This is a genomic window from Pseudomonas oryzihabitans (assembly GCF_006384975.1).
Taxonomy (GTDB): Bacteria; Pseudomonadota; Gammaproteobacteria; order Pseudomonadales; family Pseudomonadaceae; genus Chryseomonas; species Chryseomonas psychrotolerans_B.
This window is the reverse complement of record NZ_CP021645.1, coordinates 1075411-1096653: the sequence shown is the minus strand read 5'-3', so window position 1 is coordinate 1096653 and position 21243 is coordinate 1075411. Positions and strand designations below refer to the sequence as shown.

The following is a 21243-nucleotide window of genomic DNA, read 5'->3' as shown; positions in this document are numbered from 1 at the left end:
TCCTTACTGGGTGACCAGTTCGACCGGCGTCTCGATCACCCCGTCCTTGGCGCCGGTGGGCTCACCCTTGACCAGCTTGAGCGCGGCTTCGATGCCGAACACCGCCTGCTTGGCGGCGAACTGATTCACCGTGGCCAGGACGCGACCGTCCTTGAGCATCGGATGGATGGCCTGGATGTCGTCGTAGCCGATCACCAGTACCTGGCCCTTCTTGCCGGCCGCACGGATCGCCGAGACGGCACCCAGCGCCATGCTGTCGTTACCCGCTAGCAGCGCCTTGAGGTTGGGGTATTCGTTGAGCATGGCGGCGGCCACCGCGTTGCCCTGATCGATCTCCCAGTTACCGGACTGCACGCTGACGATCTTCATGCCGGCGGCGTCCATGGCGTCCTTGAAGCCAGCGGTACGCTGCTGGGCGTTGGTGGTGGTGGGCACGCCTTCGATGATGCCGACCTGGTCGCCGGCCTTGAGGTGCTTGGCCAGGTACTCGCCGTCCAGGCGGGCGCCCTTGCGGTTGTCGGGACCGACGAAGGGGATGTCCAGGTCCTTGCTCTTGAGTACTTCCGGGTCCAGGCGGTTATCGATGTTGACCAATTTGATGCCAGCGTCGCTGGCTTTCTTGAGCACAGGAACCAGGGCCTTGGAATCGGCCGGGGCGATGACCAGCGCATCGACCTTGGAGACGATCATCTGCTCGACGATGCGGATCTGGGCGGAGGTATCGGTCTCGTCCTTGATCCCGTTGGAGATCAGATCGAATTCCCCGGCGTGCTCTTTCTGGTAGGTCTTGGCGCCGTCTTCCATGGTGCGGAAGAACTCGTTGGCCAGGGATTTCATGACCAGGGCGACCTTGGGCTTTTCCGCGGCCATGGCATGGCTGGCGGTGAACGGCAGGATCAGCGAGGCGGAAGCGAGGGCGATGGCCGCCAGCAGGCGGGCAGGACGGAAGGCCAGCATAGGGGATCTCCGATTTTTATGGTTGTTGTGATCGCGCAAACGTTTGCGTCCGCGGAAGGATGTTCCCAGAGCCGGTAGCTGTCAATCGGGTCGCACTACATGAATCGATTCAGCTTTGTTGCGGATGCTCGGTAGGCCTGCGGCCGGCGTGGATCGTTATACTGGAGCCTTTGTCTGCCAACAGGCGCCAAGCGCCGAAGAGTCTTGCCATGTCCTTTTCCGAATCTGCCCTGAAATCCCTCATCCGCGCCGTGCCCGATTTTCCCAAGCCGGGGGTGATCTTTCGGGATATCACGCCGCTGTTCCAATCGCCCGAAGGGCTGCGGGCGGTCATGACGGCCTTGCTCGAGCGCTATCGCTCGGCGTCCTTCACCCATGTGGGAGCGCTGGATGCACGCGGTTTCCTCATCGGCCCGATCCTGGCCTACGAGCTGGGCAAGCCGTTAGTGCTGTTTCGCAAGCAGGGCAAGTTGCCTGCCGAGTTGTTGACCGAGGTCTACAGCACCGAATACGGCGACTCGGTGATCGAGGTGCACAAGGACAGCGTCGCCCCTGGCGATTCGGTCCTGCTGGTGGACGATCTCATCGCTACCGGGGGTACCCTGGTCGCCGCCGGCAACCTGATCCAGCGCCTGGGCGCCCGCGTCCATGAAGCAGCAGCCATCGTCGACCTGCCGGAGCTGGGTGGTTCCAAGCGCCTGGAAGCCGCCGGCATCCCCACCTTCGCCCTGACCAGCTTTGCGCTGTCTGAGTACTGATTACGGTCCACCGATGCAGCCGTCTCTAGCGGCGAACGTAGGTTGGGTTGAGCGCAGCGAAGCCCAACAGATCTGGCCGCGGTGCTAGCGCTGTTGGGCTTCGACGATGGAGCCGTCTCAGCCCAACCTACGATTTACCGCAATCAAGGCCGCGTCTCGTCAAAGCTTAGCTATTGGACTTTTCGGCTCCAACGGATACAGATCCACCTCGTCCGCGAGTTTGGGCAGTTCGTCCAGGAAGGCGAGGGTATGCGGCTGGTTGAAGTGATCGTCCTGGGCTGCGACCGAGGTCCAGCGGGATTGGATCACCCAGAGATCGCCGTCTTCACTGCCCTGGAACACCCGATATTCCAGGCAGCCCTCATCCTTCACGGCCAGTGCCACGAGATCCAGCAGGTGGGCGCCCAGCGCCGGCGAGCGTTCGGGCTGAGCCCTGAGCAGGGTGAGGCTATGGACGTCGGGCATGGGCGGGGCTCCTGGAGGTTTCGGGATTCGACCCTCCAGGATGGCGGACGTCGCGCTGGTCTCAGCGGTTGATCAGGCCGAGGAATTCGGCGCGGGTGGCGTCGTTGGCGCGGAACTGGCCCAGCATCACCGAGGTGACCATGGAGGAGTTCTGCTTCTCCACGCCGCGCATCATCATGCACATGTGCTGCGCCTCGATCACCACCGCCACGCCGGCGGCATGGGTGACCTTCTCGATGGCCTCGGCGATCTGCCGGGTCATGTTTTCCTGGATCTGCAGGCGCCGGGCGAACATGTCGACGATACGCGCGACCTTGGACAGGCCCAGCACCTTGCCGTTGGGCATGTAGGCCACGTGCGCCTTGCCGATGAAGGGCAGCATGTGGTGCTCGCACAGCGAATACAGCTCGATGTTCTTGACCAGCACCATCTCGCTGTTGTCCGAGGTGAAGAGGGCGTCACCCACCACCTCTTCCAGCGTCTGGTTGTAGCCGCGGCAGAGGTACTGCATGGCCTTGGCGGCCCGCTTGGGCGTGTCCACCAGCCCCTCCCGGCCGATGTCTTCGCCGAGTCCGGTCAGAATCGAGGAGTAGTGCTGTTCGAGAGACATGTGGGTTCCTGTTTATCGATAAGGAAGAAGGCGCTCGGATGAGACGTCAGCCGAGTCACAGGCTCACTCGTCGCGACCTTCGAGCATGGTGCGCTTGAGCAAGACGTAAAGCGAGCCGGTACCGCCATGGCGGGGCAGGCAGGAGGTGAAACCCAGCACCTGGGGATGCTGGCGGAGCCAGGTATTGACGTGACTCTTGATCAGCGGGCGGCGCCCATCCAGGCGCGCGGCCTTGCCATGGGTGATCCGCACGCAACGGATTTCCAGGCGGGTCGCTTCGGCGAGGAAGTCCCAGAGGGTTTCCCGGGCCTTCTCCACGGTCATGCCGTGCAGGTCCAGGCTGCCCTCGAAGGGGATCTGGCCACCCTTGAGGCGCCGTAGCTGGGTGTCCTGCACGCCGTCGCGCCCCCAATAGAGCTCGTCCTCGGCACCCACGTCGATGACGAAGGCATCGCTCAGGCCATCGACGCGGACACTGACCGTGGTCTTGGTCGCATCGGCGCGCCGTTGGGCGATCTGGCCACGGTCGGCGCGGGGCTTGCCGGTGTCGGCGCGATCCTGCTTGAGTGGACGGATCCCGCGGGTGAAGTCGGCGAAAGAGGCATCGTCGTCGTGCATGGTGTTCTCCGGTACAGGACGACATTCTACCGGCGGCTCAGGCCTCGTGCAGCAACCGCCGTACCGCCGCCAGCGCGGCAGCTTGCCGCTCATGCCAGTCGCCGGCGATTTCCAGTACGGGTTGCCGGTGCGCCTGCAACCAGTCTCGACAGTCCGTGAAGAACGCGAGGCGTTCGTCCAGGCCTGGCTGACAGCGCTGGCCATCGTCCTGCCAGTCGACGCCGCGGGGATCGAGCAGCAGGTGCAGATCGTAGCGGCGCGTCAGCAGGGCGGGCTCCAGCCAGGCGGGGGCGGTGCCGAACAGCAACCGACTCCACAGCAGATTGCTCAGCAGATGGGTATCCAGCAGCAACAGCGGCGGTGCGGCGGCGCGCGCCTCGTCTTCCCGGCGCAGCTGTTCGCGGGCGATCACGTCCACGTCCGCCAGGCTGGTATCGGTGCCATGCTGCGCGCAGTACTCACGCACGTATTCGTCCACCCGCACAGCGCCGAAGCTGTCGCTCAGGGTGGTCGCCAGCCAGGACTTGCCGCTCGATTCCGGGCCGGTCAGCACCACCACCTTCATCGCGTGCCTGCCAGCGCACGGCGCCAGTCGAGCCAGCCGTAGGCAGCGAGGCCGACGAACACGGCATAGAGCACTGCGGTGGGGTAGAGGCCCTTGTGGTAGAAAAGTCCCACGTAGATGACATCCAGCACGAACCACAGCGCCCAGCACTGCAGGCGCTTCTGCGCCATCCAGAATTGGGCAATCAGGCTGAAGGCCGTGAGCGCCGCGTCGAGCCAGGGCAGGGCGGCGTCGGTGTGGGTGCCCATGAGGTAGCCGAGGGCCAGGCTGCCCACCGCGCCGACGGCCAGCCCGCCCACTAGGGTTACGCCGCCGAGCGAGGTGACCTCACGGCCCTGATGCTGTTGGCCGCCGCGCAGCCATTGCCACCAGCCATAGAGTTGCAGTACCGCGTAGACGCACTGCAGCAGCATGTCCGAGTAGAGCTTCACGTCGTAGAAGATCCAGACGTAGAGCACCACCATCACCAGGCCGATGGGCCAGCCCCAGATGTTTTTCCGCACCGTGAGCCAGACCGCAACGATGCCCAGGACAGCGGCCACCAGCTCTACCGTGGACATGCCCATGAAGGTGGTGAGAGTTTCCAGAAACGACATGCTTCACATCCGGAGAGATTCGATTCGTCATTGTACGGCACCTAATGGCCGTTCATCGGTCTCTTCAACCGGTCTCGCTCTGGTAAGGTGCCGGGCGGCCACCACAGCGCTTGTTGTCTTGGGTACCGCGAAGGGCCAAGCCCCGCGGAGCGTCACGGTTCGAACCCCGTTGCCGCCGGAGCCGTTAAGGCCTGGCTACCTGCAAACGTTTCACTTGGATGGAGTAATACCATGGACCTATGGAGTGCCTTGCAGGCGCTGATCTTGGGGATCGTCGAGGGCATCACCGAGTTCCTGCCCATTTCCAGTACCGGCCACCAGATCATCGTCGCCGATCTGATCGGCTTCGGCGGAGAAAGGGCCATCGCCTTCAACATCATCATCCAGCTGGCGGCCATTCTGGCCGTGGTCTGGGAATACCGCGCCAAGATCTTCGGGATCGTCACCGACCTGCCGCGCAAGTCCTATGCGCAACGCTTCACCGGCAATTTGATCATTGCCTTCCTGCCCGCCGCGGTGCTGGGCGTGATCCTCGGTGACCTGATCCACGAATACCTGTTCAACCCCATCACCGTGGCCTTCGCCCTGGTGATCGGCGGCGTGATCATGATCTGGGCGGAAAAGCGTACCCATCGCATCCGAGTGGAAGAGGTGGACGACATGCGCTGGCACGACGCGCTCAAGGTCGGTTGCGCCCAGTGCCTGGCGATGATCCCCGGCACCTCGCGTTCCGGCTCGACCATCATCGGCGGTCTGCTGTTCGGCCTGTCGCGCAAGGCAGCCACCGAGTTCTCCTTCTTCCTGGCCATGCCGACCATGGTCGGCGCGACCGTCTACTCGGTGTACAAGTACCGCCATCTGTTCACGGCCAACGACGTGCTGGTGTTCGGGGTCGGCTTCATCACCTCCTTCATCTTCGCCATGCTGGCGGTCAAGGCGCTGCTCAAGTTCATCGGCAAGCACAGCTACGAGGTGTTCGGCTGGTATCGCATCGTCTTCGGTCTGCTCATCCTGGCCACCTGGCAATTCGGCTGGATCGACTGGCACGCGGCCAAGGCGGCCGGGTGAAACCCGATAGCGAACAGCAGAGCCGGCGCAAGCCGGCTCGTGCGTCTGCGCAGACTGCCCCTGGCAAAACCGCAAAGCGTGCCTCGGCGCAGACGCCCTATCAGCAGCGCGCGGCCATCGCCCGCCAGGACGTGCTGCTGGTGTTGCAGATCGGCGTGTTCATCCTGCCCCTGGTCGGCATGCTGTCCCTCGCCTTCGGGCGCGGGGTGCTCTGGCCCATTGCCTTGTACCTGCTGGCCAGCGTCGTCACCTTCTTCCTCTATCGACACGACAAGCAGCGCGCCCGTGACAAGGGCTGGCGTGTGCCCGAGCGGGCTCTGCACCTGGGTGAATTGCTGGGTGGCTGGCCCGGCGCCCTGATCGCCCAGCAGCGTTTCCGCCACAAGACGGTCAAGCTGAGCTTCCGCCTGGTGTTCTTCGCCATCGTCGCGCTACACCAGTTGCTCTGGCTCGATGTGCTGTGTGGCGGCGTCCTGCACCGCCAGTTGCCGCTCTTCTAGGGGCTCAGGCTCTGTACGAAAAATCGCCGAGCGAAGGTCAGGCGAGGCGAAAAGCGCTGAGGAAGCGGAGTTTACGAGTGGTAAATGAGCATTCCGAAGCGTTTTTCAACGAAGCATCACCGAGCGCAGGCATTTTTCGTACAGAGCCCAGGCCGCACGGGCGAAGGCGATGGGCTAGGCTTGGCAGCGAACGCCGCCCCCTGCCCAGGAGATACCCGTTGCGCCTTCCTCCGTCGCTCCTCACCCCCTTGCTCCTGTCGTTGACCCTCGCCGCCTGCACCTCCAACCAGAAAGCGGCGCTGCCCCCGGCGCCAGAAGCCGGCTCCGGCTACCGTACCGGGCTGGTGGCCAGCGAGGCCAAGCGGGAGATGGCGGCGGCGGCCAATCCGCTGGCTGCGGAGGCGGGCCGGGAGATCCTGCGCCAGGGCGGCAGCGCCATCGATGCCGCCATCGCCATGCAGGCCGTCCTGACCCTGGTCGAGCCGCAGTCTTCCGGCATCGGCGGTGGTGCCTTCCTGCTCTATTGGGACGGCCAGCGCGTGCAGGCCTATGACGGGCGCGAGACCGCGCCAGCCGGCGCCACCGAAGGACTCTTCCTGCACCCGGATGGCAGCCCCATGGCCTTCGAGGAGGCTCGGATCGGTGGGCGCTCGGTCGGCGTACCGGGGGTGTTGCGTGCTCTGGAGCTGGCGCATCGTGACCATGGCCGCCTGGCTTGGCAGAGCCTGTTCGAGCCGGCCATTCGCCTGGCGCGCGATGGCTTTCCCCTGTCGCCGCGGCTGCATAACCAGTTGCTCCATGATCCCTTCCTCAAGGGTTCTCCCGCCATGGCGGCGCTCTACCTGGATGCCCAGGGCCGGGTGAAGCCGGTGGGCACGCGCCTGCGCAATCCGGAGCTGGCGGACACCTTGGCGCTGATCGCCAAGGAAGGCGCGGGGGCGCTCTATCGCGGCGAACTCGCTCAGGTCATCGCGACCGCGGTCCAGCAGAGTCCCAATCCGGGCAGCCTGAGCCTCAAGGATCTCGCCAGGTATCGCGCCAAGACCCGCATGCCGCTGTGTACCGACTACAGACGCTGGCGCGTCTGCGGCATGCCGCCGCCAGCCGGTGGTATCACCGTGGCCCAGACCCTGGGCATCCTGCAGGCCCTGGAAGCGCGCGATCCGGCCTGGGCCCTGGCGCCGCTGCGCCCCGTCCCCACGTCGCTACCAGCTGGCCAGGAGCCGCGCCCGGAGGCCGTGCACCTGATCGCCGAGGCCGAGCGGCTGGCCTATGCCGACCGCGCCCAGTACGTGGCGGACCCGGACCGGGTGCCGGTCAATGTCAGTGGTCTGCTGGATCCGGGCTACCTGGCCAGTCGCGCCCTGCAGGTGGGCGACCGGAGCATGGGCAAGGCCGCAACTGGAACCCCGCCCGGCCCCACGCTCGCCTGGGCGCCGGATCGCTCGCCGCTGCGCATCTCCACCTCCCAGGTGGTGGCGGCGGACGCCTGGGGTGGGGCGCTATCCATGACCACCACGGTAGAGAGCTACTTCGGCTCGCACCTGATGGTGAAGGGCTTCATGCTCAACAACCAACTGACGGACTTTTCCTTCGTGCCGCGCGAAAAGGGCTTGCCCGTCGCCAATCGGGTGGAGCCGGGCAAGCGGCCGCGCTCGACCATGTCGCCCACTCTTGTGTTCGATCGCGATAGCGGCGCCCTGGTGGCCGCCCTGGGTTCGCCGGGCGGCTCGCAGATCGCCGGCTATGTGGTCAAGACCCTGGTCGGCTTGCTCGATTGGCAGCTGGATGCCCAGGCCGCGGCGGGATTGCCGAACTTCGGCAGCCGCAACGGCCCTACGGAGCTCGAACGGGGCGAGACCACGACAGGGTTGCGCAAGGCGCTGGAAGCGCGTGGGCACGAGGTGCGCGAGGATGAGATGACCAGTGGCATCCAGGTCATTCGCCGGATTGGCTCAGGGTGGCAGGGTGGCGCCGATCCGCGGCGGGAAGGCGCGGCCTTGGGGAATTAGGCGGGTATTGGCGAGTAGACGAAAGACCCTCACCCAGCCCTCTCCCTGGGGGAGAGGGCTGGGGTGGGGTGATTACGCTGGCTGATCGAGTTGCAGCACGCGGGTAGTGCGCTGGCGCACCTCGCGCAGCAGCTCGGGTTCTTCCGCCAGCTTGTGACCGAAGGCCGGGAACATCTTGCGCAGCTTGGCTTGCCATTCCTCGCTCTGGAAGCGGCTCGGGAAGCAGCGCTCGACCAGGGTCAGCATGATGGAGACCGAGGTGGAGGCGCCCGGCGAGGCACCCAGCAGGGCGGCGATGGTACCGTCGCCGGACGCGACGATCTCGGTGCCGAACTGCAGGACGCCACCTTTCTGCGGATCCTTCTTGATGATCTGCACCCGCTGGCCGGCCACTTCCAGACGCCAGTCCTGCTTGCGCACGGCCGGGTAGAAGCTGCGCAGTTCCTCGACCCGCTGGTCGAAGGACTGCAGCACCTGGCCGACCAGGTAGCGGGTCAGCGGCATGTTGTCCCGCGCCACTGCCAGCATCGGGCCGATGTTGCCCGACTTGATGGACTTGGGCAGGTCGAGGAAGGAACCGCGCTTGAGGAACTTGGTGGTGAAGCCGGCGAAGGGGCCGAACAGCAGCGATTTCTTGCCGTCCACCACGCGGGTATCCAGGTGCGGGACCGACATCGGCGGGGAGTTCACCCCGGCCAGGCCGTAGACCTTGGCCTGGTGCCGCTCGACGATCTGCGGATCGTCGCAGCGCAGCCACTGGCCGCTCACCGGGAAGCCGCCGTAGCCGGCGCCTTCGGGGATGCCGGATTTCTGCAGCAGCGGCAGAGCCGCGCCACCGGCGCCGAGGAAGACGAACTTGGCGATCACGGTGCGGGTGGCACCGGAGCGGCTGTCTTCGATGGTCAGGCGCCAGCGTTGATCCGCTTGGCGGCTCAGGTCCACCACCTTCTGGTTGTAGCTGACCTTGGTGCCACTACGGGTCTGCAGGTGGCCCAGCAGGCTCATGGTCAGGGCGCCAAAGTTGACGTCGGTGCCGCCGCCCACATGGGTGGCCGCCACGGCTTCGGTGGCCGGCCGGCCTTCCATCACCAGGGGCATCCACTCGCGCAGCTTGGCGTGATCCTCGGAATACTCCATGCCGTCGAAGCAGGCGTGATCCTTGAGCGCCTCGTAGCGCTTGCGCAGGAAGGCCATATCCTTGGCGCCATGGACGAAGGACATGTGCGGCACGGGGCTGATGAAGGCACGCGGCGAGCCGAAGTGGCCTTCCTCGACCAGGTAGGACCAGAATTGCTTGGACGCCTCGAACATCGCGTTGATGCTCAGCGCCTTGGTGATGTCGATGCTGCCGTCCGCCTTTTCAGGCGTGTAGTTCAATTCGCAGAGGGCCGCATGGCCGGTGCCGGCGTTGTTCCAGGGGTTGGAACTCTCCGCCGCGCCTACGTCGAGCAGTTCGAGTACCTCGACGGTACTCGTGGGCTCCAGCTCCTTGAGCATGACCGCCAGGGTCGCGCTCATGATTCCCGCGCCGACGAAAACGAAATCCGACTCTTCGTTACCACTGTGCATTCATCGTACTCCTGAGACAGTGTCTCGCATTACACCTGAGGGAGAGCGGGCGTCGGAGCCCGGTCTCTGATTGGGCGACCCGGCAACGGTCGGTAACGACCGGGCACGGGCAAGCAACCGGTAGGGCGTAGCAGTCAGTTGCGACAGCGGCCGTCCGGCAATGTTCTGATGGGATGAAAGAGAGCAGGCGGTACTGGCGTACCGGAGTGGCCAGGCGTCCTGAGCGGGTCCGGCAGACTGCGACGCGGGGACCGTCGAGCGCGCCCGGAGGGGGCGCCACGTTGTGCGAGACGTGGCGGGAGACCTGTCGGTCTCCCAGCGCAAGCGGTTGGTGTTGATCGCGGCGATCCTGGTCGAGTACCCGTTTCGGTGCGAAATGATACCTTCGGTAACCGCGCAGGGCACCCTCTATTTGTTCGTGTAGTGGGTCTTGAGATCCACTACACGAACCCTGGCTCAGCCGTTGATGCCTTGGCTGCGCAGGTAATCATCGTAACTACCGCTGAAATCCACCACGCCGCTTTCGCTCATGTCGAGGATGCGCGTCGCGAGCGAGGAGACGAATTCCCGGTCGTGGCTGACGAAGATCAGGGTGCCCGGATAGTTCTCCAACGCCAGGTTCAGCGCCTCGATGGATTCCATGTCCAGGTGGTTGGTGGGTTCGTCCATCACCAGTACGTTGGGCTTCTTCAGGATCAGCTTGCCGAACAGCATGCGACCCTGCTCGCCACCGGAGATGACCTTGACCGACTTCTGGATATCGTCACTGGAGAACAGCATGCGGCCGAGGGTACCGCGCACCAGTTGCTCGCCGCCCTGGGTCCACTGGCCCATCCAGTCGAACAGGGTCGTATCGTCGGCGAAGTCATCCGCGTGATCCTGGGCGAAGTAGCCCACGTCAGCGCTGTCGGTCCACTTCACTTCACCACTCTGGGGGGCCAGCTCACCCACCAGGGTGCGCAGCAGGGTGGTCTTGCCGATGCCGTTGGGACCGATGATGGCGACCCGCTCGCCAGCTTCGATCTGCAGGCCCAGGCGCTTGAACAGCGGGGTGCCGTCGAAGCCCTGGGTGACGTTTTCCAGCGTCACCGCCTGGCGGTGCAGCTTCTTGTACTGCTCGAAACGGATGAAGGGACTCACGCGGCTGGACGGCTTGACCTCTTCCAGCTGGATCTTGTCGATCTGGCGGGCGCGGCTGGTGGCCTGCTTGGCCTTGGAGGCGTTGGCCGAGAAGCGGCTGACGAATTGCTGCAGTTCGGCGATCTGGGCTTTCTTCTTGGCGTTGTCTGACAGCAGGCGCTCGCGGGCCTGGGTCGCGGCGGTCATGTACTCATCGTAGTTGCCCGGGAAGAGGCGCAACTCGCCATAGTCCAGGTCGGCCATGTGAGTGCAGACGCTGTTGAGGAAGTGGCGGTCGTGGGAAATGATGATCATGGTGCTGTTGCGCGCGACCAGGATGCCTTCCAGCCAACGGATGGTGTTGATGTCCAGGTGGTTGGTCGGTTCGTCCAGCAGCAGCACTTCCGGGTCGGAGAACAGCGCCTGGGCTAGCAGGACCCGCAGTTTCCAACCGGGAGCGACGGCGCTCATGGGGCCGAAGTGCTGTTCCAGCGGAATGCCCAGGCCAAGCAGCAATTCGCCGGCGCGGGCTTCGGCGGTGTAGCCGTCGAATTCGGCGAACTGGACTTCCAGCTCGGCCACGGCCATGCCGTCATCCTCGCTCATTTCCGGCAGGGCATAGATGCGGTCCCGCTCGGCCTTGACCCGCGCCAGTTCGGCGTGGCCCATGATCACCGTGTCGATGACGGTGGAATCTTCATAGGCGAACTGGTCCTGGCGCAGCTTGCCCAGGCGCACGTTGGGTTCGAGCATCACCTGGCCACCGGTGGGTTCGAGATCGCCCCCGAGAATCTTCATGAAGGTGGACTTGCCGCAGCCGTTTGCGCCGATCAGGCCGTAGCGATGGCCGTTGCCGAATTTGACGGACACGTTCTCGAACAGCGGCTTGGCGCCAAACTGCATGGTGATGTTAGCGGTGGAGATCAAGGGGGTTACCTGTAGAGGGTTTCAGACTGGTTCAATTGCTGCCGGGGCCAATTTGGGGCCAATGTGCAGCTTCGCGATTTCGTTCCAGTCGAGGTTGGGAACATCCAGCGCGCGAGAGCGGGTCATACACCTTGCACGCCGCGGCCTAGCTGGCCTGCGATGAGAGCGGGCTATCCGCCCGGCATTGGGCATATTGTGGCATAGGCGGGCCGGCAGTTGTATGGGCGAGCGTTTGCTGCCAGGCATCCCTGAGCTGGGTGCGGGCCAAGTCCCAATGAAACCCTTGGTTGTACTGGCTGAGCGGTTGGCTAGCCAGGCAGGAAAGGACGACCTCGCGGAAGTCGGGTACTAGTCGGACGCAGGACTTTGCGGCGGAAAACGCGGTACCACCTTCCACACCGCTTCCGTCAGCTGATCCAGGGTCCAGGGCTTGTGCAGGAAGGGCACGCCGGGTGGTAGATCCTTGTCGAGCCCAGCGTAGCCGGACATCAGGACCACAGGGAGGGCTGGCCAGCGTTCAGTGATGATCTTGGCCAGTTGCACGCCATCAAGTACGCCGGGCATCCGGACATTCGAGACCACGACCTGTACTTGCCGAAAATGCTGTTCCAGATAAGCCAGGGCGGCATCGGCGGTGCCGAAGGTTTCCACGCGAAAGCCTTCCTGCGTGAGGACCTCACGGACCAGCGCCTGCAGCAGCAGCTCGTCTTCGGAGACGACGGCAAGTCGTTCCTCGACGATAGCGGATCGGATCGGAGGGACCATTGGCATGAGCTCCACGGGTGGCTATCTCTAGAGTCTAGTCGCTGCTGGCCAGCTGTCCTGTTTTGTTCAGGGGATCGCCTAGTCGCGCCGGCAATGCTGCACGGGGAGCGCGAATCCGGCGGGTCGACCAGGCTTTTATCGGACTGACGGTGATAGTGGCCACTGAACGTAGGGTTCCGGGCGGCCTCCCATTCTCGAGGCCATCCTGGTCTCCTTGAGAGGTGGCACCATGATCATCGAAATGCGTACCTGGGCCCGGATGGGGTCGCCAGGCGTGACGCGCCGCGCTGCCGCTCCGCTGTCCGTGTTGCAGAGCTCCATCAATAGCCTTCATCTCGCCAACGAGTCGCGTAAGTTGGAAGCCCGGCATATAGCGGCGGCGGCCACCGAGCCCGCTCCTGCCGAGCCCCCAACCCCTGATACGCTGGATGACGACGAAGCCAAGGATACCGATGAAGAAATCGACCCGGGCGAAGTCGATGACCAGGCGGGTGCTGGCGATCCTTTGAATCGTTGATACGAAGGCGCCACGCGCCCGGTTCACGTCGGGCCTGGCCGGGTCATCCGTACTGCTGAAGAGCTCTATCGCGAACCCTCGACGTCACGATGGAAAATCTCTTCAGCAGAGACCACGGGAACGCCACCAGATAATGCGCGGCGGTGGATGTCGTCTATCCCGGTCCCGGTCATCCGAGAATCGATTTAAGCGTCTCGATGAAACATCTGCTAGTGGCCGCCCACTAATGCGGAGGACTTCCCGACAGGAGCTGCCGCATGATTTCTTCCCATTCCGTCATTGATTCCTTCGGTGCGCTGCCAACCTGGTGGTTGGGCGGCGACCAGGCACCTCTCAACGATTCCGATATGGCCGATGAGGAGATCGATACCGAGATCCCCGATGAGGTCGTCGAGAATCTGACCGAGCCGCCGAAGCCCCCGGCACCTATCCCGGATCCGGGCCCACTGTAGGCTATCGGCCTGCCGACAAGATTTCCCTCAGTTCCCCGATCATCCTTGCGAATCAGGTAAAGCTGCGTCCGCGTTCCCAGATGTAACGGGATGTGTTTTCGCGTTAGGGTGCTGAACGGGTGGTCCTGTAGTGGCCAACCCCTGTCATCGCAACGTTCGCCAGAGGTCCGTTCACAACGTTCAGGAGCACATCATGTATCCAGCGCTGCCCGCCGAGCTACAACAGTTGCGTCTTCCCCTGCGCATTCGCATCGACCAGGGGCCGGAGATCGACCTGGGTGACTCGCCTCGGGTGACGCTGGTGGTCAAGGATCTGGGATTGCTGGCCGATCCGCGCCAGTTGAATCTGGATACCTTGGGTCAGGCCTTCGTGGAGTCCCGCATCGATCTGGAAGGGGACATTCAGGAGGTCATCGAGATCGGTGACCGGCTCAGCCAGGCGCTGGTGGGGCTGGCCCAGACGCCGGACGGTGTGCACCATGCCCACGACAAGGCCACCGACGCCTCGGCCATCTCCTATCACTACGACCTGTCCAACGACTTCTATCGCCTCTGGTTGGATCCTGAATTGGTGTATTCCTGCGCCTACTTCAAGACCGGAGCCGAGGACCTCGCCACCGCGCAGCGCGACAAGCTGGAGCTGCTCTGCCGCAAGCTGCGGCTGAAGCCTGGCGAGCGCCTGCTGGACGTGGGCTGTGGCTGGGGCGGACTGGCGCGCCATGCCGCCCGCGAGCATGGCGTCGAGGTGCACGGCATCACCCTGTCACGCGAACAGCTCGAACTGGGGCGGGCGCGGGTGGCGGCCGAAGGCCTGGCGGATCGCGTGACGCTGGAGCTGCTGGACTATCGCGACCTGCCCGAGGATGGCCGCTACGACAAGGTGGTCAGCGTCGGCATGTTCGAGCATGTCGGCCATGCCAATCTGCCGCTGTACTTCCGCAAGCTGTTCGCCGCCGTGCGTTCGGGTGGGCTGGTGCTCAACCACGGCATCACCGCGCTGCACGCCGACGAGCGTGCGGTTGGCCATGGCGGCGGGGATTTCATCGACCGCTACGTCTTTCCCAACGGCGAATTGCCCCATCTGTCACGAGCCATCGCCGAGATGAGCGAAGCGGGATTGGAGGTGGTCGATGTCGAAAGCCTGCGCCTGCATTATGCCCGTACCCTGGACTTCTGGAGCGCGGCATTGGAGGCACGCCTCGAAGAGGCGGCGCGCCTGGTACCCGCGGAGGCCCTGCGTATCTGGCGACTGTACCTGCCCGGCTGCGCTTACGCCTTCCGCAATAACTGGGTCAATATCCACCAGATCCTGGCCAACAAGCCCCATGGCGACGGCCGGACCGAATTGCCCTGGTCGCGAGCCGACCTCTACGCCTGAGGCTTGGCCACGGCAGCCTCGCTGAGCGCCTGGCGATAGAGCAGGGCGCTCAGTGCCAGGCCAGCCAGCGCCATCAGTCCGGCGAACAGGAAGATGGCGCTGAAACCGAAGCCGGTGGCGATGGCTCCAGCCACCGGTCCGGTGAGACCCAGCGCCAGGTCCAGGCACAGGGAATAGGCACCGAGGGCGGCACTGCGATTGGTCGGCGGTACCTTGACGATGGCCTCGACGCCCAGCGCCGGGTAGACCAGTGACAGCCCGAAACCGGCCATGGCTGCACCGATCAGGGCCATCTGCGGGGTGACCGCGAGCCACAGCAGCAGTAGGCCCAGGGCCTCCACCGTGAAGCAGGCCAGGGCCACGCGGAAGCCGCCGATCTTGTTGATGGCGCCGGCGAACAGCAGGCGGGCGCAAATGAAGGCAGCGCCGAAGGCCGTCAGGCAGAAGGCCGCTTCGGGCCAACCATTGCTGGCGTAATACAGGGTCACGAAGGTGGCGATGGCGCCAAAGCCGATGGAGCTGAGAAACAGGCACAGGCCGAAGGGGCTGATGCGCCAGAACACCTTGTGGAAAGGCAGCCGTTCTCCGGGGATGACCGGGGCCGGCTCCTTGTTCCAGGCGAGGGCCAGACCCAGGGCGCCGAGCAGGGCGATGGCCACGCCGAGGCTCCACAGTCCCAGCCCCGCCACCATGGCGACACCGAGCGGTGCCCCTATGGCTAGCGCGCCATAGGCCGCGATACCGTTCCAGGAAATCACCTTGCTCACGTGCTGCATACCGACGCTGCCCATGCCCCAGCTCAGGCAGCCGGTACCTATCATGGCCTGGGCCATGCCGAGGATCACCCGACCGACGATCAGCAAGCCCAGACTGAGTCCGGGCAGGCTCTGCAGCGAGGTGGCCAGCAAGGTCAGCACCCCGCAGGCCACGCAGCCGAACAGGCCGTAGATCACCCCGCGCTTGGCGCCGATGCTGTCGGCCAGCTTGCCCGCCAGCGGCCGGGTGAAGAGGGTGGCGAGGTACTGGATGCTGATGGCAAGGCCGGCGATCACGGCGCCATAGCCAAGATCGTCGTGCACGTAGCCGGGCAGGATCGCCAGCGGTAGGCCGATGGCGAGGAACAGGAGAAAGCTGAAGACGACGATGGAGATGATGCGCAGCGTGATGGCGAACGGGTTGGCCGGTGGAGCGGTCGTGGTCATGGCTGTTCTCGTGAGGAATCGTCGTACCGGCGCAGTAGGTGGATGCTGAGCAGCAGCCCGGCGACCGCAGCGAGCGCGGCGCATAGGAAGCTTGCGGCATAGCCGAAGTGGGTGGCCACCGCGCCAATCAGCGGGCCGGTCACCGCCAGCGACAGGTCGATGAAGACCGAATAGCCACCCAGCGCCGCGCCCCGGTTGGACGCCGGAACCCGCTGTACCGCTTCGACCGCTAACGCCGGGAACACCAGCGAGAAGCCGATCCCGGTAAGGGCGGCGCCGACCAATGCGGTGGTCATGCTGGGTGCCAACCAGAGCGTTGCCAGGCCCACGGCCTCGACTGCCAGGCTGACAATGGCTACGCGGAAGCCGCCGTGGCGGTTGATGGCGTTGGCGCAAACCAGGCGCACGCCAATGAAGAAGCAGCCGAAGACCGACAGGCACAGGGCCGCACCGCTCCAGCCTTGGCTGGCGTAGTAAAGGGTAATGAAGGTTGCCAGGGTGCCGAAGCCGATCCCGCCCAGCGCCAGCCCCAGGCCAAAGGGCAGTACCCGGCCGAGCACCGTGCTGAAGGGGAGGCGTTCGCCGCGTACCGGAACGATGGGCGGGCGGGGCTTGGCGATGCGATAGCCGAGCACCGCCAGCGCCATGATGCTCGCCCCCATGATCCATAGCCCGAGCAGGTCCACCAGTACCACCCCCAGGGGCGCGCCGATGGCCAGGGCGCCGTAGCTGGCGACTCCGTTCCAGGAGATCACCTTGGCGGTGTTGCTGGGGCCGACGCGGCCAATGGCCCAGGAGATCGCACCGGTGCCGGAGAGGCTTTCCGCGCAGCCGAGCACCAGCCGGCCGAGCAAGAGGGCGGCGAGACTCAGCCAGGGCCAGCCTTGCAGCAGTACCGAGGCCAGCATCAGGGCGCCACTGATGCCGCAACCGAGCATGCCGTAGAGCACCGACTGCTTGGCGCCCACGGTATCGATGATGCGACCGGCGTGGGAGCGCGAGAGCAGGGTGGCTAGGTACTGACTGCTGATCACCAGCCCGGCGATGATGGAGTTGAAGCCCAGTTCGCCATGTACGTAGCCCGGCAGCACGGCCAGCGGGATGCCGATGGTAAGGTAGGCGATGAAGGTGAACAGCACCGTGCCCAGGGTGATGCGCGTGGCCTGGGCGGGTGAGGGTGCGGGTGATGGGCTAGCGATGGACATCGGCTTCGGGAGGTTGTCTGACAATGTGGAGTAGATTGCTTTCGATGGGCAAAGGTCACGTGCTATGACGTTTTTTATCCGTGACGTCGGGATTGCGGTACGGGGGCGCAAGGCTCGCGGCAGCGGAGTGATCGCGGGGCTGGCCGCTCTGGTGTGCGCGCCGGTCTGGTCGGCCGAGCGCCTGGAACTGCATCTGGACGGACATCCGCTCCGGGTGGAGGTCGCCGCTACGCCCGCGGAACGCGCGACCGGGCTCATGGGTCGTGCGCCTCTGCGTGCGGATGAAGGCATGTTGTTCGTCTTTCCGGGGGACGATACGCGCTGCCTGTGGATGAGAGACACCCCCAGTCCCTTGGCGGCAGCCTTCATCTCCGCCAAGGGCGAAATCCTCAATGTCACCGAGATGCAACCTTTGACCGATACCCATCACTGCTCTCGGCAACCCGCGCGTTTTGCTCTGGAAACGGCAGCCGGCTGGTTTTCCCAGCGCGGGCTCTCCGCTGGTATGACCGTCCAGGGGCTTGATGCGGTCAGTCCGGCCCTCAGGTGAGGGGGCCACTGTACACCAGGGTGTCATAGTCGAAACGTACCTCGCCGTCTGCGGCGTGAGCCTCGAATAGCCTGTCCAGCTCGGCGCTGAGCGCCTGGTGTCCGTCACTGCCGGGGGCGGGCAGGTAGGAGGTCGACTCCACGCGTGCCTGGAGGCCCGCGCGATCCAGCCGTTGGCCGTTGGGGACGACCCACAGCTGGCAGCCCTGGACGCCAAAGAAGCGCGCCAGTTCGGCCGGTCGCAGGTTGCGGTGCTCCACCTGGCGGTAATCGGTACCGTGGCGCAGCAGCAGTTCCTCGTAGGCGGCCATGAAGGGCGTGCTGTCGGAGAGCCGATAGTTCCAGATCAGCGCCACCTCGCCGCCTGGACGCAGGATTCTGGCGAATTCCTGCCGCGCTCTGCTGCGGTCGAACCAATGAAAGGCCTGGCCTGCCACGACCAGGTCCACGCTGCGCTCGCCCAGGCCGGTGTCTTCCGCCGTACCGTTCCAGGCATGGAAGCCGGCCCGATCAGCCAAGGTCGCTTCCATCGCCTCACGCATCGGCCCGTTGGGCTCGATGGCATGCACGGTATAGCCGGCGGCGAGAAAATCCCTGGTCAGCAGGCCCGTACCGGCGCCGACATCCGCTACCACGCTATCCGGATCGAGGCGCTCGGTCAGGCGCCGAGCGACGGCGGCGGGATAGGTAGGGCGGCCCTTTTCATAGGCATCGACTCGATCGCTGAAGCGCTCTTCGGCTTTCATATGGCAATCCTTCCAATGGGTTATGGTGATTTTCTAATGCTAATTATCGATTCTCTTGAGACATTACTTTAAGTATTGGCTGCCGGTCAGCATTGCATTTTCCCTGACCAGCATAGGGAGTGCGCCCGCAGGCAAGTCGCTGTGTTTCAGCTTAGCGGCTGGAGTGTGTCATGGCAGGGCCAACCACCGCCTTAAAGCTGCCTTAAGAAGGAGGAAAGCACCGCGCAGCGCCTGGTTGCCACCTGGGGAAGCCACTGCTCCGCTGGCGTTCGGCTGAAGCAAGACTGGCAAAGACGCGCGCGGTGGTGATCCGCAAGAATGGGATCGCGGGGATGGCCAATGTTGGCGCGACAGCGAGGCGCTGCCTGGTAGTGCTATTGCCCGCGACGCGCTAGTCGATCCAGGCCTCGACCCGGCGATTCTTCAAGCGACCGTTCTGCGAGAGGCCGGCGACGGGTAGCAGGTCGCCCAGGGAAATCACCTCGCTGGGAAAGGCGTTCTGGTGCCTCAGGGCAGTGGCCACTGCCGTTGCGCGCAGTCGCCCCAGTAGCTCGGCCCGGGCGGGATCTTCGGTGGCGTCGTTGAAGCCGACTACCAGCAACCGTCGATTGGCGTTCTCGGGTTGGCGCATGAAGGCTGCCAGGCGCTCTACGTCGCGCAGCGCCTTGTTGTCCAGTCTGGCACTGCCGGCGGTGAAGCGGAAGTTGACGGTGAGGCGTTGGGCGCGCTTGGCCAGCTCGGCATAGGCGGGCGGCAGGCCGGCCGTGGCGGTGATCCTGAGCGGCACTATGCGCTGGGCGACGAAACCGCTTTGCTGCACCACCGCCTGCCCAGCGGCGGTCTGGCTGAATTCCAGCAGTCCCTTGACCCAGTCGGAGCCTTGGCCGGGAGCGGCATAGAGGAAGAGCCGCCGTGCCAGGGGATAGTCTTCGGTGGCGACACTCGCCTCGCTAGGGGCGATGGCCTGGCCTTCGCCATCACGCAGGGCGAGTGTCGGCAGCTTGGCAGCGGCCGCCAGGCTGGTGAAGCCGATACCGGCCGGATCACCCGCTACCTGCTGCGCCAGTTCGTCGTTGGATTCGTAGCGCTTGGCGCTCTGGCTCAGTCGCTTGCCCGCCGGGGCGAGCACCAGCTCGCGAAAGGTGTCATAGGTGCCTGAGCGGTCGTCCCGGGCGTAGAGATGGATAGGGCCGGGCTTGCCGCCCAGTTGCTGCCAGTCGCTGACGTCGCCCGCGAAAATCTGCGCCAACTGTTGCAGGTCGAGTTCGCGCAGTGGATTGCCGGGATGCACGATGATCGCCAGGCCATCCAGGCCGATCACATATTCGGCGTCCTTGCTACGCAGGTCACCCAGGGCAGCGAGCGTGGTTGCTTCGTTGTCGTTGATGGGGCGCGACGCGGCCGCCACATCCGCCGTCCGGCTGACCAAGGCGGCGAAGCCGGTACCGGTGCCGTGGGCAGCGATCTGCACCGCCACCGTGCTGCCGTCCGTAGCGCGGGCCATTAGCCGCCATTCATCCACCACGCCGGTGGGCTCCAGGCGCTGATCGCCGTAGCCTCTTTCGGCCAGCAGTCCTGCTACCAGCCGTGGTCCCAGATCGGCATTCACCGTATTGGAGCCCTGCAGGCGCAAAAGGGTGGTTCCCGGCTCGGCAGCGAACAGCGCGGGCGCAATGAGGGGCAGCAGCGTGAGCACCGCTCGCCGTAGCAAAACACGGCGGATTACCGGGGCGGAGCAATTCATGGGTCGGGCCTCGAACCTACAGCGAGGCCGCCACCTTAGGGGGGCTCGATGACGTGAAGGTTACAGCTCCTCAGGTCAATTCGAGCCATATCGGCGCATGGTCGGAGGGCTTCTCCATGCCGCGGATATCGTAGTCCACGCCGGCGGACAGGATGCGCTCCCGTAGTGCCCGCGAGGCCAGGATGGTGTCGATGCGCAGCCCCCGCTTGGGCTCGTCTTCGAAGCCCCGGCTGCGATAGGGGAACCAGCTGAAGCGGTCGTCCACGTCCGGATGCAGGTGGCGATAGCTGTCGATCAGGCCCCAGCCGAGGAGTCGCTGCATCCATTCACGCTCTTCCGGCTGGAAGCTGCAGGCGCCGGTTCTCAGCCAGCGCTTGGCATTGGCGGCACCGATGCCGATGTCGTGGTCCTGGGCGGAGATATTGAAGTCACCCATGAGCAGCAAGGGGGTGTCAGCGGAAAAACGCTCCTCAAGTAATTTCTGAAGATCCGCGTAGAACTTCCTCTTTCCAGGGAATTTCGTGGGGTGCGCGATGTTCTCGCCCTGGGGGAAATAGCCATTCATGACCACCAGCGGCTCGCCCTGACGGTCAGCGAAGACGCCATAGATGAATCTTTTCTGGGACTCTTCGCCGTCATCGGGGAAGCCTTTGTGCAACTCCAGCGGTGCCAGGCGCGACAGCAGGGCCACGCCATAGTGGCCCTTCTGGCCGTGGTAGTGCACGTGGTAGCCCAGCGCCTCGATTTCCGCCTGGGGAAACTGATCGTCCGAGACCTTGGTTTCCTGCAGCCCGATCACGTCCGGGTCGTAGCGCTCGATGATGGCAGAAAGCTGATGAGGTCTTGCCCGCAAGCCATTGATATTGAAGCATATTACTTTCATGAGGGCTGCTCTGAAAAAGGATGATCCTAGCCTATTTG

The 21243-nt window shown here is 64.6% G+C and carries 22 protein-coding genes; 8 read left to right on the top strand and 14 right to left on the bottom strand.

The window, feature by feature from the left end:
• Positions 1-3: 3 nt before the first annotated feature.
• Entirely contained in the window at positions 4-957 is a 954-nt protein-coding gene (locus CCZ28_RS04745) for a sugar ABC transporter substrate-binding protein (RefSeq protein WP_140216347.1), read from the bottom strand.
• A 209-nt stretch (positions 958-1166) separates the two neighbouring features.
• Here CCZ28_RS04745 and CCZ28_RS04740 point away from each other — a divergent pair, with 209 nt between their 5' ends.
• Positions 1167-1715 carry an adenine phosphoribosyltransferase gene (locus CCZ28_RS04740; RefSeq protein WP_058778151.1) on the top strand — a complete coding sequence of 183 codons (549 nt, stop codon included), beginning with the start codon at positions 1167-1169 and terminating at the stop codon, positions 1713-1715.
• A 159-nt stretch (positions 1716-1874) separates the two neighbouring features.
• Here CCZ28_RS04740 and CCZ28_RS04735 read toward each other — a convergent pair whose 3' ends face one another.
• The 5 genes from CCZ28_RS04735 to pnuC form a co-directional block, all read right to left on the bottom strand.
• On the bottom strand, positions 1875-2180 hold the full coding sequence (locus CCZ28_RS04735; protein ID WP_140216345.1) for a putative quinol monooxygenase: 306 nt from the start codon (positions 2178-2180) through the stop codon (positions 1875-1877).
• Between the two features lie 61 nt (positions 2181-2241).
• Complete coding sequence (gene folE / locus CCZ28_RS04730) at positions 2242-2790, bottom strand: GTP cyclohydrolase I FolE (RefSeq protein ID WP_058778153.1); 549 nt, start codon at positions 2788-2790, stop codon at positions 2242-2244.
• Positions 2791-2853: 63 nt separating this feature from the next.
• Positions 2854-3408 carry a Smr/MutS family protein gene (locus CCZ28_RS04725; protein ID WP_058765168.1) on the bottom strand — a complete coding sequence of 185 codons (555 nt, stop codon included), beginning with the start codon at positions 3406-3408 and terminating at the stop codon, positions 2854-2856.
• Positions 3409-3445: 37 nt separating this feature from the next.
• Positions 3446-3973: an AAA family ATPase gene (locus CCZ28_RS04720; protein WP_140216343.1), complete on the bottom strand. Its 528-nt coding sequence runs from the start codon at positions 3971-3973 to the stop codon at positions 3446-3448.
• Positions 3970-4533 carry a nicotinamide riboside transporter PnuC gene (gene pnuC / locus CCZ28_RS04715; RefSeq protein ID WP_140221280.1) on the bottom strand — a complete coding sequence of 188 codons (564 nt, stop codon included), beginning with the start codon at positions 4531-4533 and terminating at the stop codon, positions 3970-3972. The genes CCZ28_RS04720 and pnuC overlap by 4 nt, the downstream gene beginning before the upstream one ends.
• Positions 4534-4800: 267 nt before the next feature.
• Here pnuC and CCZ28_RS04710 point away from each other — a divergent pair, with 267 nt between their 5' ends.
• The 3 genes from CCZ28_RS04710 (at position 4801) to CCZ28_RS04700 (ending at position 8149) form a co-directional block, all read left to right on the top strand.
• Positions 4801-5637: an undecaprenyl-diphosphate phosphatase gene (locus CCZ28_RS04710; protein WP_058768452.1), complete on the top strand. Its 837-nt coding sequence runs from the start codon at positions 4801-4803 to the stop codon at positions 5635-5637.
• On the top strand, positions 5634-6137 hold the full coding sequence (locus CCZ28_RS24650; protein ID WP_140216341.1) for a DUF1294 domain-containing protein: 504 nt from the start codon (positions 5634-5636) through the stop codon (positions 6135-6137). Before CCZ28_RS04710 ends, CCZ28_RS24650 begins: the two co-directional genes overlap by 4 nt.
• Positions 6138-6355: 218 nt before the next feature.
• Positions 6356-8149, top strand: a complete 1794-nt coding sequence (locus CCZ28_RS04700; RefSeq protein WP_140216339.1) for a gamma-glutamyltransferase family protein — start codon at positions 6356-6358, stop codon at positions 8147-8149.
• Positions 8150-8221: 72 nt separating this feature from the next.
• Here CCZ28_RS04700 and mqo read toward each other — a convergent pair whose 3' ends face one another.
• The 3 genes from mqo to CCZ28_RS04685 form a co-directional block, all read right to left on the bottom strand.
• Entirely contained in the window at positions 8222-9718 is a 1497-nt protein-coding gene (gene mqo, locus CCZ28_RS04695) for a malate dehydrogenase (quinone) (protein ID WP_058765158.1), read from the bottom strand.
• Between the two features lie 456 nt (positions 9719-10174).
• Complete coding sequence (locus CCZ28_RS04690; protein WP_140216337.1) at positions 10175-11764, bottom strand: ABC-F family ATPase; 1590 nt, start codon at positions 11762-11764, stop codon at positions 10175-10177.
• A 348-nt stretch (positions 11765-12112) separates the two neighbouring features.
• Entirely contained in the window at positions 12113-12529 is a 417-nt protein-coding gene (locus tag CCZ28_RS04685) for a response regulator (protein ID WP_140216335.1), read from the bottom strand.
• A gap of 229 nt (positions 12530-12758) precedes the next feature.
• Here CCZ28_RS04685 and CCZ28_RS04680 point away from each other — a divergent pair, with 229 nt between their 5' ends.
• From CCZ28_RS04680 to cfaB, 3 genes are all read left to right on the top strand, one after another.
• Positions 12759-13046: a hypothetical protein gene (locus tag CCZ28_RS04680; RefSeq protein ID WP_140216333.1), complete on the top strand. Its 288-nt coding sequence runs from the start codon at positions 12759-12761 to the stop codon at positions 13044-13046.
• Positions 13047-13303: 257 nt separating this feature from the next.
• On the top strand, positions 13304-13498 hold the full coding sequence (locus CCZ28_RS04675) for a hypothetical protein (RefSeq protein WP_140216331.1): 195 nt from the start codon (positions 13304-13306) through the stop codon (positions 13496-13498).
• Between the two features lie 193 nt (positions 13499-13691).
• Positions 13692-14876 (top strand): C17 cyclopropane fatty acid synthase CfaB, encoded by a 1185-nt coding sequence (cfaB, locus tag CCZ28_RS04670; RefSeq protein WP_140216330.1) that lies wholly within the window; start codon positions 13692-13694, stop codon positions 14874-14876.
• Here cfaB and CCZ28_RS04665 read toward each other — a convergent pair.
• Positions 14867-16078, bottom strand: a complete 1212-nt coding sequence (locus CCZ28_RS04665; protein ID WP_140216328.1) for an MFS transporter — start codon at positions 16076-16078, stop codon at positions 14867-14869. The genes cfaB and CCZ28_RS04665 overlap by 10 nt on opposite strands.
• A complete protein-coding gene (locus CCZ28_RS04660) occupies positions 16075-17283 on the bottom strand; it encodes an MFS transporter (RefSeq protein WP_140216326.1) in 1209 nt (402 codons plus the stop codon). Before CCZ28_RS04660 ends, CCZ28_RS04665 begins: the two co-directional genes overlap by 4 nt.
• 64 nt (positions 17284-17347) lie before the next feature.
• On the opposite strand from CCZ28_RS04660, the gene CCZ28_RS04655 reads away from it, so the two are divergent.
• On the top strand, positions 17348-17833 hold the full coding sequence (locus tag CCZ28_RS04655) for a DUF192 domain-containing protein (RefSeq protein ID WP_140216324.1): 486 nt from the start codon (positions 17348-17350) through the stop codon (positions 17831-17833).
• On the opposite strand, the gene CCZ28_RS04650 is transcribed toward CCZ28_RS04655, so the two are convergent.
• The 3 genes from CCZ28_RS04650 to xthA all read right to left on the bottom strand — a co-directional run bounded on the left by CCZ28_RS04650 (position 17826) and on the right by xthA (position 21205).
• On the bottom strand, positions 17826-18578 hold the full coding sequence (locus tag CCZ28_RS04650; protein WP_140216322.1) for a class I SAM-dependent methyltransferase: 753 nt from the start codon (positions 18576-18578) through the stop codon (positions 17826-17828). The genes CCZ28_RS04655 and CCZ28_RS04650 overlap by 8 nt on opposite strands.
• 391 nt (positions 18579-18969) lie before the next feature.
• Positions 18970-20322: a substrate-binding domain-containing protein gene (locus tag CCZ28_RS04645; RefSeq protein ID WP_140216320.1), complete on the bottom strand. Its 1353-nt coding sequence runs from the start codon at positions 20320-20322 to the stop codon at positions 18970-18972.
• 70 nt (positions 20323-20392) lie between these two features.
• Entirely contained in the window at positions 20393-21205 is an 813-nt protein-coding gene (gene xthA / locus CCZ28_RS04640) for an exodeoxyribonuclease III (protein WP_140216318.1), read from the bottom strand.
• Positions 21206-21243: the final 38 nt, after the last annotated feature.

Bases quoted from the DNA above. Each gene is read 5' to 3' on its own strand.
- CCZ28_RS04745 (WP_140216347.1), bottom strand. From the start codon at position 957: ATGCTGGCCTTCCGTCCTGCCCGCCTGCTGGCGGCCATCGCCCTCGCT.
- CCZ28_RS04740 (WP_058778151.1), top strand. From the start codon at position 1,167: ATGTCCTTTTCCGAATCTGCCCTGAAATCCCTCATCCGCGCCGTGCCC.
- CCZ28_RS04735 (WP_140216345.1), bottom strand. From the start codon at position 2,180: ATGCCCGACGTCCATAGCCTCACCCTGCTCAGGGCTCAGCCCGAACGC.
- folE (WP_058778153.1), bottom strand. From the start codon at position 2,790: ATGTCTCTCGAACAGCACTACTCCTCGATTCTGACCGGACTCGGCGAA.
- CCZ28_RS04725 (WP_058765168.1), bottom strand. From the start codon at position 3,408: ATGCACGACGACGATGCCTCTTTCGCCGACTTCACCCGCGGGATCCGT.
- CCZ28_RS04720 (WP_140216343.1), bottom strand. From the start codon at position 3,973: ATGAAGGTGGTGGTGCTGACCGGCCCGGAATCGAGCGGCAAGTCCTGG.
- pnuC (WP_140221280.1), bottom strand. From the start codon at position 4,533: ATGTCCACGGTAGAGCTGGTGGCCGCTGTCCTGGGCATCGTTGCGGTC.
- CCZ28_RS04710 (WP_058768452.1), top strand. From the start codon at position 4,801: ATGGACCTATGGAGTGCCTTGCAGGCGCTGATCTTGGGGATCGTCGAG.
- mqo (WP_058765158.1), bottom strand. From the start codon at position 9,718: ATGCACAGTGGTAACGAAGAGTCGGATTTCGTTTTCGTCGGCGCGGGA.
- CCZ28_RS04685 (WP_140216335.1), bottom strand. From the start codon at position 12,529: ATGGTCCCTCCGATCCGATCCGCTATCGTCGAGGAACGACTTGCCGTC.
- CCZ28_RS04680 (WP_140216333.1), top strand. From the start codon at position 12,759: ATGATCATCGAAATGCGTACCTGGGCCCGGATGGGGTCGCCAGGCGTG.
- CCZ28_RS04675 (WP_140216331.1), top strand. From the start codon at position 13,304: ATGATTTCTTCCCATTCCGTCATTGATTCCTTCGGTGCGCTGCCAACC.
- cfaB (WP_140216330.1), top strand. From the start codon at position 13,692: ATGTATCCAGCGCTGCCCGCCGAGCTACAACAGTTGCGTCTTCCCCTG.
- CCZ28_RS04665 (WP_140216328.1), bottom strand. From the start codon at position 16,078: ATGACCACGACCGCTCCACCGGCCAACCCGTTCGCCATCACGCTGCGC.
- CCZ28_RS04660 (WP_140216326.1), bottom strand. From the start codon at position 17,283: ATGTCCATCGCTAGCCCATCACCCGCACCCTCACCCGCCCAGGCCACG.
- CCZ28_RS04655 (WP_140216324.1), top strand. From the start codon at position 17,348: ATGACGTTTTTTATCCGTGACGTCGGGATTGCGGTACGGGGGCGCAAG.
- CCZ28_RS04650 (WP_140216322.1), bottom strand. From the start codon at position 18,578: ATGAAAGCCGAAGAGCGCTTCAGCGATCGAGTCGATGCCTATGAAAAG.
- CCZ28_RS04645 (WP_140216320.1), bottom strand. From the start codon at position 20,322: ATGAATTGCTCCGCCCCGGTAATCCGCCGTGTTTTGCTACGGCGAGCG.
- xthA (WP_140216318.1), bottom strand. From the start codon at position 21,205: ATGAAAGTAATATGCTTCAATATCAATGGCTTGCGGGCAAGACCTCAT.